At 71.2% G+C, this 15154-nt stretch carries 15 protein-coding genes and 1 riboswitch; of the genes, 10 read left to right on the forward strand and 5 right to left on the reverse strand.

What is annotated here, in order from left to right:
- Position 1: 1 nt before the first annotated feature.
- Together gcvH and gcvT are read right to left on the reverse strand one after the other, a co-directional pair.
- Positions 2-379 carry a glycine cleavage system protein GcvH gene (gene gcvH / locus OG245_RS27150; RefSeq protein WP_010060008.1) on the reverse strand — a complete coding sequence of 126 codons (378 nt, stop codon included), beginning with the start codon at positions 377-379 and terminating at the stop codon, positions 2-4.
- Positions 380-536: 157 nt separating this feature from the next.
- A complete protein-coding gene (gene gcvT / locus OG245_RS27155; protein WP_371626037.1) occupies positions 537-1661 on the reverse strand; it encodes a glycine cleavage system aminomethyltransferase GcvT in 1125 nt (374 codons plus the stop codon).
- A 174-nt stretch (positions 1662-1835) separates the two neighbouring features.
- A riboswitch (glycine riboswitch) is annotated at positions 1836-1933 on the reverse strand.
- 175 nt (positions 1934-2108) lie between these two features.
- Here gcvT and OG245_RS27160 point away from each other — a divergent pair.
- From OG245_RS27160 to OG245_RS27205, 10 genes are all read left to right on the forward strand, one after another.
- Entirely contained in the window at positions 2109-2801 is a 693-nt protein-coding gene (locus OG245_RS27160) for an AAA family ATPase (RefSeq protein ID WP_371626038.1), read from the forward strand.
- Between the two features lie 72 nt (positions 2802-2873).
- Complete coding sequence (locus OG245_RS27165) at positions 2874-3644, forward strand: enhanced serine sensitivity protein SseB (protein WP_371626039.1); 771 nt, start codon at positions 2874-2876, stop codon at positions 3642-3644.
- Positions 3645-3879: 235 nt separating this feature from the next.
- Positions 3880-4626 carry an enhanced serine sensitivity protein SseB C-terminal domain-containing protein gene (locus OG245_RS27170; RefSeq protein WP_371626040.1) on the forward strand — a complete coding sequence of 249 codons (747 nt, stop codon included), beginning with the start codon at positions 3880-3882 and terminating at the stop codon, positions 4624-4626.
- Between the two features lie 428 nt (positions 4627-5054).
- Positions 5055-6725 (forward strand): ABC transporter substrate-binding protein, encoded by a 1671-nt coding sequence (locus OG245_RS27175; protein WP_371626041.1) that lies wholly within the window; start codon positions 5055-5057, stop codon positions 6723-6725.
- An 85-nt stretch (positions 6726-6810) separates the two neighbouring features.
- On the forward strand, positions 6811-7815 hold the full coding sequence (locus OG245_RS27180; RefSeq protein ID WP_371626042.1) for an ABC transporter permease: 1005 nt from the start codon (positions 6811-6813) through the stop codon (positions 7813-7815).
- A gap of 1 nt (position 7816) precedes the next feature.
- Positions 7817-8779 (forward strand): ABC transporter permease, encoded by a 963-nt coding sequence (locus OG245_RS27185; RefSeq protein ID WP_371626043.1) that lies wholly within the window; start codon positions 7817-7819, stop codon positions 8777-8779.
- A 6-nt stretch (positions 8780-8785) separates the two neighbouring features.
- The gene (locus tag OG245_RS27190; protein ID WP_371626044.1) at positions 8786-9778 is read left to right on the forward strand and encodes an ABC transporter ATP-binding protein; all 993 of its coding nucleotides are present in this window, start codon (positions 8786-8788) and stop codon (positions 9776-9778) included.
- Positions 9775-10983 (forward strand): ABC transporter ATP-binding protein, encoded by a 1209-nt coding sequence (locus OG245_RS27195; RefSeq protein WP_371626045.1) that lies wholly within the window; start codon positions 9775-9777, stop codon positions 10981-10983. The genes OG245_RS27190 and OG245_RS27195 overlap by 4 nt, the downstream gene beginning before the upstream one ends.
- 30 nt (positions 10984-11013) lie before the next feature.
- Positions 11014-11685: a trimeric intracellular cation channel family protein gene (locus tag OG245_RS27200; protein ID WP_371626046.1), complete on the forward strand. Its 672-nt coding sequence runs from the start codon at positions 11014-11016 to the stop codon at positions 11683-11685.
- 57 nt (positions 11686-11742) lie between these two features.
- Positions 11743-12612 (forward strand): thioesterase family protein, encoded by an 870-nt coding sequence (locus tag OG245_RS27205; RefSeq protein ID WP_371626047.1) that lies wholly within the window; start codon positions 11743-11745, stop codon positions 12610-12612.
- A gap of 7 nt (positions 12613-12619) precedes the next feature.
- On the opposite strand, the gene OG245_RS27210 is transcribed toward OG245_RS27205, so the two are convergent.
- The 3 genes from OG245_RS27210 to OG245_RS27220 all read right to left on the reverse strand — a co-directional run bounded on the left by OG245_RS27210 (position 12620) and on the right by OG245_RS27220 (position 15098).
- Positions 12620-13441 (reverse strand): MerR family transcriptional regulator, encoded by an 822-nt coding sequence (locus tag OG245_RS27210; protein WP_371626048.1) that lies wholly within the window; start codon positions 13439-13441, stop codon positions 12620-12622.
- Between the two features lie 44 nt (positions 13442-13485).
- Positions 13486-14370, reverse strand: coding sequence for a DUF2268 domain-containing protein (locus OG245_RS27215; RefSeq protein WP_371626049.1), 885 nt, complete (start codon positions 14368-14370; stop codon positions 13486-13488).
- A 101-nt stretch (positions 14371-14471) separates the two neighbouring features.
- A complete protein-coding gene (locus OG245_RS27220; RefSeq protein ID WP_371626050.1) occupies positions 14472-15098 on the reverse strand; it encodes a TetR family transcriptional regulator in 627 nt (208 codons plus the stop codon).
- Positions 15099-15154: the final 56 nt, after the last annotated feature.

Raw genomic sequence — 15154 nt, forward strand, 5'->3', positions numbered from 1 at the left:
CTCAGTTGCCGGAGAACGCGGTGTACTCGTCGGCGGAGAGCAGGTCGGCCGGCTCCTCCGCGACGCGCACCTTGAACAGCCAGCCGCCCTCGAAGGGAGCGGAGTTCACCAGCGAGGGGTCGTCCACGACGTCCTGGTTGGCCGCCGTCACCTCACCGGTCACCGGCGAGTACAGATCGCTGACGGACTTGGTCGACTCCAGCTCGCCGCAGGTCTCGCCCGCGGTCACCGTGTCACCGACCTCCGGGAGCTGGGCGTAGACGACGTCACCGAGCGCGTTGGCCGCGTACTCCGTGATGCCGATGGTGGCCACGCCGTCCTCGAGGGCCGACAGCCACTCGTGCTCCTTGCTGTACCGCAGCTGCTGGGGGTTGCTCATAACCTGAATTCTCCTGTACGCGGGGGAGTGCTGGTGAACGGTGGTCTTACGGTGTGAGACGGGGGAACGTCACTTCCGTGACGTCCGCGCGCGCGTTGCTCCGGTGGCGCCCGCGCGCGGTCGAGAAGGTCCGGTTACCGCCGGTCCTTCCGGAATGTCACTTCTGGCGCTTGTAGAACGGCAGTGCGACGACCTCGTACGGCTCGTGCGTGCCGCGGATGTCCACGCCCACGCCCTCGGTGCCGGGCACGGCGAAGGCCGCGTCCACGTAGGCCATGGCGATCGGCTTGCCCAGCGTCGGGGACGGGGCGCCGGAGGTGACCTCGCCGATCACCTTGCCGTCGGCGACGACGGGGAAACCGGCGCGCGGGACCCGGCGGCCCTCGGCGATCAGGCCCACCAGCTTGCGCGGCGGGGCGGACTCGGCGCGCTCGGCGGCGGCGGTCAGGGCCTCGCGCCCGACGAAGTCGCCCTCCTTCTCGAACTTCACGACCCGGCCCAGGCCCGCGTCGAACGGGGTGAGCGCGGTCGTCAGCTCGTGCCCGTACAGCGGCATGCCCGCCTCCAGGCGCAGCGTGTCCCGGCAGGAGAGCCCGCAGGGGATCAGGCCGTGCGGCGCTCCGGCCTCGGTCAGCGCCCGCCAGAGCTGCTCGGCGTGCTCGGGCGCGACGAAGAGCTCGAAGCCGTCCTCGCCGGTGTAGCCGGTACGGGCGATGAGCGCCGGGACCCCGGCGACCGTGCCCGGCAGGCCCGCGTAGTACTTCAGCCCGTCCAGGTCGGCGTCGGTGACGGCCTTCATGATGGCGGGCGACTCCGGGCCCTGGACCGCGAGCAGCGCGTACGCGTCCCGGTCGTCGCGCACCTCGGCGTCGAAGCCCCCGGCCCGGGCGGTCAGCGCGTCCAGCACGACCTGCGCGTTGCCCGCGTTGGCGACGACCATGTACTCGTTGGCCCCGCTCTCGCCGAGCCGGTAGACGATCAGGTCGTCCACGATCCCGCCGTCCTCCTGGACGATCATCGTGTAGCGGGCCCGGCCGCTGCCGACGGTGGCGATGTTGCCCACCAGCGCGTAGCTCAGGAAGGCGGCGGCCTCGGGCCCGGTGACGGTGATCTCGCCCATGTGCGACAGGTCGAAGAGACCGGCCCGGGTGCGTACGGCGTTGTGCTCGTCGCGCTCACTGGCGTACCGCAGGGGCATGTCCCAGCCCGCGAAGTCGGTCATGGTGGCGCCGAGCGAGCGGTGCAGGGCGTCGAGGGCGGTGAGACGGGGGGCAGTGCTCATGGATACGGCTCCAGGGCATGACGACGTCAGGACGAATCCTCCCCATCTGTCATCGGAACCTGAGAGGTTCGCCGATAGCCCCTGACGGGGTATGCCCCTGGAGGGCGCCCCGGATCAGGGGGCTCGGCTTGCACCTTGGGTGGAGCCGCGGAACGGCTCGCTTTTCAGATCTGCCTCATCCACGCGGTACGGGGCCTGAGAGATTCAAGGGAGGATCTTGCTCCTTCGGCGCCCGGCTCACACTGTGGCCGGAACTCTCCCGCGCGGATTCGAACGGCCGGTATGCAGTTGGCGGGGTCATCATCGCATGCATTGGGGGAGAGTGGGGGGTCCGCTCCCCACGCAGGTGAATACGGCTACAACAGGCCCTGTGACGGTTGTGCCTCATTGCCTTTTCTTTACACTTCAGAGGCAGGCGTGGGGGACACGACGGCAGGGGGATGGGCGATGACGTTGCAGCGGTCGGCACCGACCGCGGGGGTCGCCAACGGCGCGATGCCCGCACAGCCCGGCGCTCCCGTGCGGGAGCTGCTGACGGAGGGCGCGCCGGTGGTACGCGACCTGCGCGGGCGCACCAGCCATGCCCCGTACGGCCTCGACCTCACCGCAGGTGACGTCGTCGTGGTCTCCGGACTCCCCGGCAGCGGGAAGTCGACCCTCATCCGCCGGGCGGTGCAGGGCCGCGCCATCGACTCCCAGAACACCCGGGACGGCTGGGCCGCCGCCCTGCCCGGTTTACTGCCCTACGCCCTCTACCGCCCCCTGGTCCGCGCCGCGCACTACCTCGGCCTCTGGAACGCCCTGCGCTCCGGTGAGTCCGTCGTCGTGCACGACTGCGGCACCCAGACGTGGGTACGCCGCTGGCTGGCCCGGCACGCCGTGAGCCGGGGCCGCACCCTCCACCTGATCCTGCTCGACGTGACGCCCGAGGTGGCGCGGCAGGGGCAGCGCGAGCGTGGGCGCGGGGTCTCCGGCTACGCCTTCGCCCGCCACCGGCACGCGGTCGCCCGGCTGCTCCGCGACACCGAGCAGGGGCTGCTGCCCGCCGGCTGCACCTCCGCGGTGCTGCTTGACCGCGAGGCCGCGGGAGCGCTCGACCGGATCTCCTTCACGGCCGCCGGGACCTCCGCCGCCCGCTGACGGTTAAGGTGCTGGCCTGAGCAGAGGGCCGCCACGGCGCGGCCGAAGCGGTGGAGAGAGGGCCCAGAGGCAGTGGACATTCCGGCACCCGCACCGGCGCACCCCCAGCAGGGGTGGCCCGCCAACGAGCTCGAAGAGGTGCTGACGGCCTCGCTCGGCGTCCCCGACGCGGGCGGCCGCCTCGTCGAGGTGCTCGGCCGCAGCTCCGTCTGGGTGCCGCTGCCCAACGGCGGCACCCCCGCGAGCGCGGACCTCGACCTGCCGATGATGGAGATCGACGGCGCGGCCTTCGTCCCCGTCTTCAGCTCCGAGGCCCAGTTCCTCAGCTGCGTCGGCAGCCACATGTCCTTCACCGTCGCCCCCGCCCGCGACTTCGCCCGGGGCCTGCCCCCGCAGGTCGGCATCGCCGTGAACCCGGGCGGCGCGGTCGGCATACCGCTTCCGCCGCCCGCCGTCGCCGAGCTGTGCCGGGCCGGCCGCACCGCCCTGGACGGGCCCGCCACCGGCGGCCGGGTCCGGCTGTTCGAGCCGGACTGGCAGCACGACCCGGTCGACTTCCTCACCACCGTGTCCGAGGAGTTCGAGGCCACCGGAGTGGTGAGCACCGCCCGCCGGGCGCTGGCCAGCATCGAGGGCGGCGACCCGGTCCTCTTCGTCGGCGTCGAGTTCGCCACCTGGGACGGCGCGGGACAGAGCGCGCCCATGGACGCCATCGGCCGCGCGCTCGGCCGGGTCCAGACGCCCTGGCCGGTCAATCTGGTCCTGCTGGACGTGGCGGACGACCTGGTCGGCGACTGGATGCGGGAGAAGGTGCGCCCGTTCTACCGCCGCGTGGGCCACTGACCCACCGGCACGACGCCCACTGACGACCGGGGAAGGCAGCCGGGCGACGGTGCCGCCGGACCGTGGCGTCAAGTCGGTGTCAGAAGTGGCGCATAAGCTGGTTTGATGGCGTGGTCGCTCCCGTGCGCCCGGGAGCGACCACGCGAACGCGACGGACCGACACGCGACGGATCGACGAGGGGCGGAACCCAGGGTGAGTGCGTCAGGCACTGCGGCGGCCGGGAAGGTCGAGCACATGCTGCGCCAGGTGACCCCCGGGCGTTACGACGCCTACGAGGCGCTGCTCGCCGCGGTCGCCGAGGGCCGGATCTGGATGCTGCTCTGGCACGGCACGGCCGGCTCACCGGACGCCCAGTACGGCAACATGGAGATCGACGGCCTGGGCTACGCCCCCTGCGTCACCTCAGCCCAGGAGCTGTCCGCCAGCGGCTGGAACCGCGCCCACGAGCTGGTCACCGGACGCGACATCGCCCGCTCCCTGTTCCCCGACCGCTGGGGTATCTGGCTCAATCCGCACGCCCCCGGGGGCGGCGTCGGCATCCCCTGGCTCGACCTGCGGCGCATCGCCACCGGCCTGGACCGGCTGCCCGCCGGACCGCTCCGGCTCTCCGACCCCACCATCGAACTCCCGCAGTTCTACGCCCTGCTCACCCAGAACGCCCACCGCACCCCCGCGATCCGCTCCCTGCGCCGCGCCTGGGTGCACCCCGCGGTCGGCGTCCCGTATCTCGCGATCGGCCTCGACCTCTACGACACCGGACGCGCCTCCGTCGAATCGGTGCGCGAGATGATGCGGCAGTCGGTCGGGGCGGTCCCCGAGGGGCTGCCCGTCTCCACGGTCGCCCTGTCCGACGAGTACGACCCGGTCGGCATGTGGCTGCGCGCGAACGCCCGTCCGTTCTACGACCGCGAGGCGCACGCCCCCGCGGGCCCGCCCCCGGCCGCCGCCCCCGGCTACGGCTACCCGCCCCTTCCCCGCTGACTTCGAAGGGTCCGCTGACCCCGGAGAGGCCCGCCGATCCCGGAAGGGCCCGCCGGGCGGCCCCGGTCGGCCCGCTCAGGGCTCCTTGACGGCGTTCAGGCGCGTGACCTCCGCGGCGTAACCGGCGGTGCGCGGCGCGGACGTGCCGGAGGCGTACAGCGCGGTGCCGACCGCCGGGCAAGCCAGCGGAGGCGGACCGGGGCGGCGCGGTCGGGACCGGCTCGCCGCTCGTGGTCACCCTCCGTCGAACACCCTTCGATGTCCGGCTTGTTAACTTCCCCCGTGAGGATGTCCCGGAACTGGACGGTTTGTTAACTGTCCGGGTCTCGACTAGGTCTCACCGCTATCCGGACTGTTCTCTTGCGGCAGGCACCGTCTGTAGTGTGCGGCCATCAAAGCTCACCACATGGCGAACCAGGGGTGGACCCATGCGCATATTCAAGTCCCGGGCTGTCCGGGCGATCACGACAGCGGTCGCTGTCGGCCTGATCGCCACGGGCTGTTCCAGCGAGCGGGACGAGGGCAACTCCAAGGGGGGCGACAAGGACACGTTCGTCTTCGCCGGAGCCGGTGACCCCGGTTCCCTCGACCCCGCCCTCGCGAGTGACGGCGAGACGTTCCGTGTCACCCGTCAGGCCTTCGAGGCGCTCCTGGAGCACGAGCCCGGTGGCAGCAAGCTCGTCGGCGGCCTCGCGGAGAAGTGGTCGAGCGACCCGGCCGGCAAGGTCTGGACGTTCAACCTGCGCCAGGGCGTGAAGTTCCACGACGGCGAGGCGTTCAACGCCGCCGCGGTCTGCGCGAACTACGACCACTGGTTCAACTGGAAGGGCACGTACCAGTCCAGCGCGGTCTCCTACTACTGGCAGACCATCATGGGCGGGTTCGCGAAGAACGAGGACGCCGAGGCGCCCAAGCCCAACTACAAGTCCTGCACGGCCAAGGACGACAACACGGCCGTGATCGAGGTGAACGAGCCCTCGGCGAACCTGCCGGGCGGGTTCTCCCTCCAGGCGCTGGCGATCCACTCGCCGAAGGCCATCAAGGAGTACGAGAAGCAGGACGCGAGCGCCAAGGGCGACGCGATCACGTACCCCAAGTACAGCCAGGAGGCCGGCACGGTCGCCGGCACCGGCCCGTACAAGATCACGAAGTGGAACAAGGGGAACAAGGAAGTCTCCCTGACCCGCTTCGACGGCTACTGGGGCGACAAGGCCAAGGTGAAGAACCTGGTCTTCCGCACCATCTCCACCGAGGAGACCCGCCGCCAGGCGCTCCAGGCGGGTGACATCGACGGCTACGACCTGGTCGCGCCGGCCGATGTGACGACGCTGGAGAAGGAGGGTTACGAGGTCCCGACCCGTGACGTCTTCAACATCTTCTACATCGGGATGAGCCAGTCGGCGAACCCCGCGCTGAAGAAGCCCGAGGTCCGTCAGGCGATCACGCACGCCATCGACCGCGAGAACCTGGTCAACACCCAGCTGCCCGAGGGCGGCAAGGTCGCGACCCAGTTCATGCCCGACACGGTCGCCGGCTACTCGGACAAGGTGAAGACGTACCCGTTCGACACCGCCAAGGCGAAGGACCTCCTCAAGCAGGCCGGTGCGGAGAAGCTGAGCATCGACTTCTGCTACCCGACCGAGGTCACCCGCCCGTACATGCCTGCCCCGCAGGACATGTTCGAGCTGATGAAGGCCGACCTGGAGAAGGCCGGCATCACCGTCAAGCCGAAGGCCATGAAGTGGGCCCCGGACTACCTGGACGCCACCGAGGCGGGCTCCTGCGCCCTGCACATGCTCGGCTGGACCGGTGACTTCAACGACGGCTACAACTTCATCGGCACCTGGTTCGCCGGACCGGACAAGCAGTGGGGCTTCAAGGACCAGAAGGTCTTCGACGCCGTGAACGCCGCTTCCGAGGTCACCGACCCGGCGGCCCGCACCGAGGCCTACAAGAAGGCCAACGAGGTCATCGCGGAGTACGTCCCGGGCGTGCCGATCTCCTCGTCGCCGCCGGCCATCGCGTTCGCCAAGAACGTCAACCCGCCGAAGGTCTCCCCGCTCACGCAGGAGGACTTCGCCGAGGTCTCCTTCAAGTAATCGCACACCAGCGGGTCCGCCCGGCCACAGCAACCAGGTGGCCGGGCGGACCCGCATCGACGCACGTGAGAAAGGGGCATGCGGGGTGCTGCGACTCGTCGTAAGAAGACTTCTCCAGCTCATTCCCACCCTGCTCGGCCTGTCGGTCCTGCTGTTCCTCTGGCTGAACCGACTGCCCGGCGGACCCGCCACAGCGATCCTGGGCGAGCGGGCCACCGAAGCCGAAGTAGCGAGAATCAACCGGGCACTCGGGCTCGACGAGCCGGTCCACGTCCAGTACTGGCGCTTCCTCAAGCGCATCTTCGAGCTCGACCTCGGAACCTCCACCCAGACCGGCCAGCCGGTGTGGGACGAATTCACCCGCGCCTTCCCCGCCACGGTGGAGCTGAGCCTCGCGGCGATCCTGATCGCCGTCGTCGTCGGCATCCCGATGGGCTACCTCGCGGCCAAGCACCGCGGTGGCTGGCTGGACGTCGCCTCCGTCTCCGGATCGCTGCTCGGCATCTGCATCCCGGTCTTCTTCCTGGCCGTGCTGCTGCGCGGGATCTTCTCCGTACAGCTCCAGTGGTTCCCGAGCCAGGGCCGCCTCGACTCCGGCCTCAACGCCACCGACGTCACCGGATTCGCCGTCCTGGACGGCCTGTTGACCGGTGAGTTCGACGCGAGCTGGAACGCGATCATGCACTTGATCCTGCCCGCCGTCGCGCTCGCCTCGATCCCGCTCGCCGTCATCGTCCGGATGACCCGCGCCAGCGTGCTGGAAGTGCTCGGCGAGGACTACATCCGCACCGCCGAGTCCAAGGGCCTCGACAAGAGGACCGTGCGCGGGCGCCATGTCCTGCGCAACGCCCTGCTGCCCGTGATCACCGCGGTCGGCCTGCTGACCGGCAGCCTGCTCTCCGGTGCGGTGCTCACCGAGTCCGTCTTCGACTTCGGCGGGCTGGGCTCCTTCATCCGTACGGCGATCGACGGCCGCGACTATCCGGTCCTCGTCGGGTTCATTCTCTTCATCGCGATGGTGTACGTGCTGATCAACCTGCTGGTCGACCTCGCGTACAGCATCATCGACCCGAGAGTGCGGGTGCACTGACGTGACGATCCTGACCAACAAAGCGGACAAGGTCGACCGCCTCGCCGAGCTGACCCAGAGCTCGGAGACGGTCACCGGAACCAGTCTGTGGCGCGAGGCGTTCCGCCGGATGCGCTCCAGCAAGATGGCGATCATCGGCGCGGTCATCATCGGCGCGTTCGTCATCGTCGCCATCGTCGGACCGATGGTGGCCCCGCACGGCGCCACCGCGCAGAACTGGCGCAGTGAGGTCTTCCCCAACCAGGGCAAGTTCGTCGGCATGCGCGGCGAGAACTGGTTCGGCCTGGACCACCTGGGCCGCGACATGTTCTCCCGCTGGCTCGTCGGCGCCCGGCAGACGCTGCTCGTCGGTGTCGTCTCCATGCTCATCGGGCTGATCGTCGGCGCGCTGGTCGGTGTGCTCTCCGGAGCCGCCGCGACCCTCGGCGGCAAGGTCGGCCGGCGCGTCGACACCGTGATCATGCGCTTCACCGACATCATGCTGTCGCTTCCCTCGCTGCTGCTCGCGGTCTCCATCGCCGCGGTCCTCGGCCAGTCGCTGACCACCGTGATGATCGCCGTGGGTGTCGTCCAGATCCCCATCTTCGCCCGCCTGCTGCGCGGTTCGATGCTGGTCCAGGGCGGCGCGGACTACGTGCTCGCCGCGAAGGCGGTCGGCATCCGGCGCAAGCGGATCGTGCTCACGCAGATCCTGCCGAACTCGCTGAGCCCGGTGATCGTCCAGGCCACGCTGAGCCTGGCCACCGCGATCATCGAGGCCGCGGCCCTGTCCTACCTGGGCCTCGGCAACCCCGACCCGGCCGTGCCCGAATGGGGCGTGATGCTCTCCCAGGCGCAGCGCTTCTTCGACAACGAGCCGATGATGGCCGCCTACCCGGCCATCGGGATCATCATCACCGCCCTCGGCTTCACCCTGCTCGGCGAGGCCATGCGCGAAGCCCTCGACCCGAAGTTGCGAGGCTGAAGTCCCATGTCACTGCTCTCCGTTGAGGAACTCAGCGTCACCTTCACCGCCCGCGGCCGCAAGGACGCCACGGCCGTGGACGGTGTCTCCTTCGAGGTCGACCAGGGCCAGGTCGTGGGCCTGGTCGGCGAGTCGGGCTGCGGCAAGTCCGTCACCTCGCTCGCCCTGATGGGCCTGCTGCCCCGCAAGGGCGTGCGCGTCGGCGGCCGTGCCGAGTTCGACGGTCGGAACCTGCTGACCATGAACGAGCGCACGCTGCGCGACCTGCGCGGCAGCCAGCTCGCGATGATCTTCCAGGACCCGCTCTCCTCGCTGAACCCGGTCGTCCCCATCGGGATCCAGGTCACCGAGATCCTCCAGCGCCACCGCGGGCTGAAGGGCGAGAAGGCCCGCAAGGAAGCCGCTTCCCTGCTCGACCGGGTCGGCATCCCCGACCCGGACCGGCGGCTCAAGGAGTATCCGCACCAGCTCTCCGGCGGTATGCGCCAGCGGGCGCTGATCGCCATGGCGGTCGCCTGCGCCCCCCGGCTCCTGATCGCCGACGAGCCGACGACCGCCCTGGACGTGACCATCCAGGCGCAGATCCTGGAACTCCTGAAGGAACTGGTCGACCAGGAGGGCACCGCCCTGCTGATGATCACGCACGACCTCGGTGTCGTCGCCGGCCTCTGCGACGAGGTCAACGTCCTGTACGCGGGACGGGCGGTGGAATCGGCGGGCCGCCGCGAGCTGTTCGCCCACCCCACCCACCCGTACGCGCACGGGCTGCTCGGCTCCATCCCGCGGCTGGACGCGCCGCGCGGCGAGCCGTTGCACCCGATCCGCGGGTCCATCAACGACAAGATCGCCTGGGCCGACGGCTGCGCGTTCGCACCGCGGTGCGACCACTACACGATGGAGTGCCTCACCGGTACTCCCGAACTGACCGAACCACGCACGGCCGGACACCAGGTGCGCTGCGTCAACCCGGTCCTGCCCAAGGCGGAGGTCCCGGCATGAGCCTTCTCGAACTGGACGGCGTCAAAGTCCACTTCCCGGTCAAGAAGGGCCTCTTCTTCGACCGTACGGTGGGCCACGTCTACGCGGTCGACGGCGTCTCGCTGAGCGTCGAGGCCGGCCAGACGTACGGGCTCGTCGGTGAGTCGGGCTGCGGCAAGACGACGCTCGGCCGCGCGGTCCTGCGGCTGAACGACATCACCGAGGGCGGGGTCGTCTTCGACGGCACCGACCTGGCGAAGCTGCCCTCCGAGGAGATGCGGGCCTTCCGCCGCCGCCTCCAGATGGTCTTCCAGGACCCGCTGGGCAGCCTCAACCCCCGGCAGAACATCGAGTCCATCCTCGCCGAGGGCATGGCCGCCCACGGCATCGGGAAGAACGCGGCGGAGCGCCGGAAGAAGATCGAGGACATCCTCGCCAAGGTCGGCCTGCCGTCCAACGCGATGTCCCGCTACCCGCACGAGTTCTCCGGCGGCCAGCGCCAGCGCATCGGCATCGCCCGCGCGCTGGTGCTGGAGCCGGACGTGATCATCTGCGACGAGCCGGTGTCCGCGCTGGACGTCTCGGTCCAGGCGCAGGTGATCAACCTGCTGGAGGAGCTCCAGGAGTCCCTCGGCCTGACCTACCTGGTCATCGCGCACGACCTCGCCGTGGTCCGGCACATCTCGGACGTCATCGGGGTGATGTACCTCGGCGGGCTCGTCGAGGAGGCCCCGAGCGACGCGCTGTACGCGGGGCCCCGGCACCCGTACACCAAGGCGCTGATGTCGGCGGTCCCGGTGCCCGACCCCGAGGTCGAGGACCGCCGCGAGCGGATCCTGCTCCACGGCGACCTGCCCTCGCCGGCGAACCCGCCGACCGGCTGCCGGTTCCACACCCGCTGCCCGTGGGTGCAGGAGACCAAGTGCGCCACGGAACGCCCGCCGCTGCTGGACACCGGCGACGGGCACAAGGTGGCCTGCCACTTCACGGCCCAGATCGAGGCCGGGACGGTGAAGCAGACCCTGGCCACGGGCATCGAGGCGGTCACCGCCACGGAGACGGTGGCGGCCGAAGCGGTGGAGACCGCGGAGAGCGGGACCGCCACCGAGGCTCCCGCGAAGGAGCCCGCGACCGTACCGGCCCAGGCCGACGCGGGGAAGGCGGCGGACGCCACGGAGAAGGCGGCGGACGCCACGCAACAGACGGAGGACAGCCCGAAGGCTTGAGGGAGCGTCCGACACCGGCACAATTGCCCGGTGCTCACCGAACTGTTCACGCCCTCCGTCCAGCACGCGCTCGATCTCGTCGGGATCTTCGTCTTCGCGATCTCGGGCGCCCTGCTCGCCGTCCGCAAGAACTTCGATGTCTTCGGCATCGCGGTTCTCGCGGAGGTGACAGCGCTGGGCGGAGGGCTGTTCCGTGATGTGATGATCGGCGCGATCCCGCCCGCCGCCTTCACCGACCTCGGCTACTTCACCACCCCGCTGGTCGCCGCCGTCCTGGTCTTCTTCCTCCACCCGCACGTGGAGCGCATCCAGGTCGGCGTCAACGTCTTCGACGCGGCGGGGCTCGGCCTGTTCTGTGTGACCGGCACGGTCAAGGCGTACGAGTACGGCCTCGGGCTCACCGCTTCGGCGGCGCTGGGCCTGGCCACCGCGGTCGGCGGCGGTGTGCTGCGCGACGTGCTGGCCAACGAGGTGCCCTCCCTGCTGCGCTGGGACCGCGACCTGTACGCGGTGCCCGCGATCGTCGGCGCGACCATGGTCGTCCTCTGCATCCGCTTCGACACCCTCAACGCCCTGACCAGCGGGCTGGCGGTGATCGCCGCGTTCGCGCTGCGGCTGCTGGCGCTGCGCTTCCACTGGCGCGCGCCCCGCGCGTACAACCGCTCCTCCGCACGCGCCGAGGAGGGTTCGGCGGCCACGTAGCGTGCGGCTCTCAAAAAAGCTACCGCTCAGTAGCGGGACCCATGTACCGTGCATGCCATGGCACAGGCAGCGACTGAGGCGGCGCAGACCGCACGGGCAACCATCGGCGACAGCGAGTTCGACCGGGACACCGCGGTCACCCTGCGCGAGGAAGGCGTCTACGACGCCGAACTCTCCGCGGGCTGGACCATCATCCAAGCCGTCAACGGCGGCTATCTGCTGGCACTGCTCGGCCGGGCGCTGGGCGACGCCCTGCCGCACCCCGACCCGTTCTCGGTCTCGGCGCACTACCTCACCGCCTCCGTGCCCGGACCCGCCGTCGTGCGCACCCAGATCGTCCGCACCGGCCGCACCCTCTCCACGGGCCAGGCCTCGCTCTTCCAGTACGCCGAGGACGGCAGCGAGATCGAGCGCATCCGGGTCCTGGCCACCTACGGCGACCTGGACACGCTCCCCGACGACGTCCGCACGACGGCCCTGCCGCCCGCCATGCCGGACCGGGACCACTGCCTGGGCCCGAGCGACGGTGCGCCCAGAATTCCCGGCAGCTCCGCCATCACCGACCGCCTGGACATCAAGCTCGACCCGGCCACCGTCGGCTGGGCCGTCGGAGCCCCGTCCGGCAAGGGCGAGATGCGCGGCTGGTTCGGCCTGGCCGACGGCCGCGACCCCGACCCGCTGTCGCTGCTGCTCACCGTGGACGCCCTGCCGCCGACCTCGTTCGAGCTGGGCCTGGCCGGCTGGACCCCCACCGTCGAGCTGACCACCCACATCCGCTGCCGCCCCGCGCCGGGCCCGCTGCGCGTCTCCATCACCACCCGCAACCTCGCGGGCGGCTTCCTGGAGGAGGACGCGGAGGTCTGGGACAGCGCCGACCGCCTCGTCGCCCAGTCCCGCCAGCTGGCCAAGGCCCCGCGCACCGCCTGAGGCCCCGTCACTCCCAGACCGCGGACTCCGGATCGACGCCGTGGGCCGCGGCGTTCGCGGCGATCACCTCGCACAGCCAGCCGCCGAGTCCCGGCGCGATCGCGTCGTAGTGCGCGACGTAGCCGGGGTCGGTGACATACGTCCGGCCGATGCAGACCTGCATGGCGTAGGTGCAGTCGAAGTACGTCGAGATCTGCGCGCGGTGCCGCTCCGCGAGGGCGTCCGCGACCCCCGACCCGGGAGCGACGCCCGTGCGGTAGGCGGTGGCGAGGTCGGCCGACAGGGCCTCGGCGACCGCCGCCACGTCCTTCCAGTCCTCGCGGCTCATGCGCGCCGCCCGCTCCGCGTACTGCGCCCACTGGGCGGTGTCGCCCCAGCGCTCCTCGGCCTCCTCGGTGCGGGCGGGCTCCCAGTCGGCCCCGAAGATCTCCACCTGCTCCTCGGGCGTCAGCCGGATGCCCGGCTTCGACTCCAGCAGCATGCGGTCCACCGCGCCCACCATCCGCTCCAGCCGGGAGATCCGCTCCGCGAGCTGCCCCCGCTGCCGGTGCAGATGCTCGCGCGCGTCGACCTCCGGGTCGTCCAGGAGCCGCCCGATCGCGGCGAGCGGGATGCCGATCTCCCGGTAGACGAGGACCCGGTGCAGCCGGGCGACGTCGTCGTCCCCGTACACCCGGTATCCGGCCCTCGTGCGCCCGCCCGGCCGCACCAGGCCGATGGTGTCCCAGTGGTGCAGCGTCTTCACGCTGACCCCGACGAGCCCGGCCGTCCGCCCCACGGTCAGGCCGTCGGCGGGCGGTTCCCCGGGGTGTCGGTCCTCGCTCCTCATCGGACCAGTCTCCCGGAACCGGTGACGCGGGCCCCCGGGCCGGGTCATGCGCGGGTCGGCACGCCCGCGTTCCCGAGGACCTCGCGCGCGGGCAGCGCGACGCTCGCCGCGGCGGTCAGCCCGGAGGCCGCGAGGTGGGCGTCGGCGAAGCGCAGCCCGGCCGCGTATCCGGCGAAGTCCGGCAGTCCGACCGGCTCCTGCCCCAGCCGGAGGGCGGTGCGGTCGCCGAACACGTACGGGGACAGGTTCCGCATGCCCGCCACGTCGATCCCGGCCGCCACCTTCGCGCACGCGTCGTCCAGCTCCGCGCCGGACAGCGAGGTCGCCCAGGGGCCCATGGCGTCCTCGCCCGCCAGCTCCCGCACGAAGGCCTCTGCCAGCCCTTCGGCCACGACCTGCTCGCCGACCGTGACCGCCATCGGGTCCCAGTCCACGTTGGCGTAGCGGACGTTGTGGTGCAGCTCGTGGGCGGCGGCGTGCCCGATCTTGGCGAGGCTGGTCGCGGTGGGCCACATCATCAGCAGGATCGCGCCCGGGATGCCGCCGAGGCCGAAGTAGCCCTGGTTGAGGCGCATCATCGGGTCGTCCGGGTCGCCGAGCACCAGGACCACGTGCACGGTGCCGGCGGTCCGGGCGCCGGGCGCGGCCGCGCCCAGCCGTTCCCGCGCGGCGGCGAGGGAGCCCTCGATCCGCTCCCACACCCGGGCCTCCCGCATCCGCTCCAGGGCCTCCGGCAGGCGCGGGTCGTCCCGGTCGAGCGGGAACCCGCTGCCCGCGCGGTGCGTCTCGACCAGGTCGCCGACCCCCACCCGGGACATCACCTCCTGCAACGGGGCGAGCATCTCGCGCAGGGCGTCGGGTCGCCGGGCCACGGGGCGGCGCAGGAGGTCGAGGTGGGCGGCGGCGGTGTCATGGACGACGATCTTCATACCCGGGGACCGTAGAGCCTCCTGTTACGGGAGGGTCAAGGGCCGGCAAGGGCGGTCGGGGGCGGCCGGCGGCGGTCCCGGGCGGTCGGGAAAGGGTGCGGTCACCCCTCGTCCAGCCAGTGCTCGCGGCCGATCGAGACCAGCCGCAGCCGGCGCCGGGCCACCCGCACGACCTCCCGCTCACCCGCCGGACCCGCCTCCAGCAGGGCCGAGGCGGTGATCACCATGTGGTCCACATAGAGGCCGCCCAGCATCAGCAGGTCCTCCGTGCTCCACCCGGAGGACCCCGGCTCCTCGCGCAGCGCGAGCGCCACCTCCTGCGCGAATCTCCGCAGTTGGGCGGCGATGGCCACGCGCACCGGTCCCACACCGCCGTGCTGCTCACGGGCGATGAACCGGAAGTGGGCGGGCTGCGCGCCGACATGACGCGCTATCACCTCCACGCTGCGGTCCAGCCGTTCCTCGCTGTCGCCCGTCTCCGCGAGCACCGCGCCGATCAGCCCGTGCAGGCTGCCCAGGGTCTCCTCGACCAGGGCGACGCCGAGCGCGGCGGTGTCCTCGAAGTGCCGGTAGAAGGCCGTCGGGGTGACTCCGGCGGCCCGGGTCACCTCCCGCAGGCCCAGGCTGCTCAGGCTCTGGTGCTCCAGCAGCGCGAGCGCCGCGTCCAGGAGGGCCTGGCGCGTCCTCAGCTTCTGGGTCTGGCGGACTCCGGCGGGGGTGTGACTCATGCCATTCAGTAAACAACCGTTCTCCGAGTCGGGGAAGGGGTCCGGGGTTTAGACTT

The sequence above is a fragment of the Streptomyces sp. NBC_01116 genome (genome assembly GCF_041435495.1).
GTDB lineage: Bacteria > Actinomycetota > Actinomycetes > Streptomycetales > Streptomycetaceae > Streptomyces.

Excerpts from the sequence above, each read along its gene's own strand:
- gcvT (WP_371626037.1), bottom strand. The coding sequence starts at position 1,661 with ATGAGCACTGCCCCCCGTCTCACCGCCCTCGACGCCCTGCACCGCTCG.
- OG245_RS27215 (WP_371626049.1), bottom strand. The coding sequence starts at position 14,370 with ATGAAGATCGTCGTCCATGACACCGCCGCCGCCCACCTCGACCTCCTG.
- OG245_RS27205 (WP_371626047.1), top strand. The coding sequence starts at position 11,743 with ATGGCACAGGCAGCGACTGAGGCGGCGCAGACCGCACGGGCAACCATC.
- gcvH (WP_010060008.1), bottom strand. The coding sequence starts at position 379 with ATGAGCAACCCCCAGCAGCTGCGGTACAGCAAGGAGCACGAGTGGCTG.
- OG245_RS27175 (WP_371626041.1), top strand. The coding sequence starts at position 5,055 with ATGCGCATATTCAAGTCCCGGGCTGTCCGGGCGATCACGACAGCGGTC.
- OG245_RS27160 (WP_371626038.1), top strand. The coding sequence starts at position 2,109 with ATGACGTTGCAGCGGTCGGCACCGACCGCGGGGGTCGCCAACGGCGCG.
- OG245_RS27170 (WP_371626040.1), top strand. The coding sequence starts at position 3,880 with ATGCTGCGCCAGGTGACCCCCGGGCGTTACGACGCCTACGAGGCGCTG.
- OG245_RS27210 (WP_371626048.1), bottom strand. The coding sequence starts at position 13,441 with ATGAGGAGCGAGGACCGACACCCCGGGGAACCGCCCGCCGACGGCCTG.
- OG245_RS27195 (WP_371626045.1), top strand. The coding sequence starts at position 9,775 with ATGAGCCTTCTCGAACTGGACGGCGTCAAAGTCCACTTCCCGGTCAAG.
- OG245_RS27220 (WP_371626050.1), bottom strand. The coding sequence starts at position 15,098 with ATGAGTCACACCCCCGCCGGAGTCCGCCAGACCCAGAAGCTGAGGACG.
- OG245_RS27190 (WP_371626044.1), top strand. The coding sequence starts at position 8,786 with ATGTCACTGCTCTCCGTTGAGGAACTCAGCGTCACCTTCACCGCCCGC.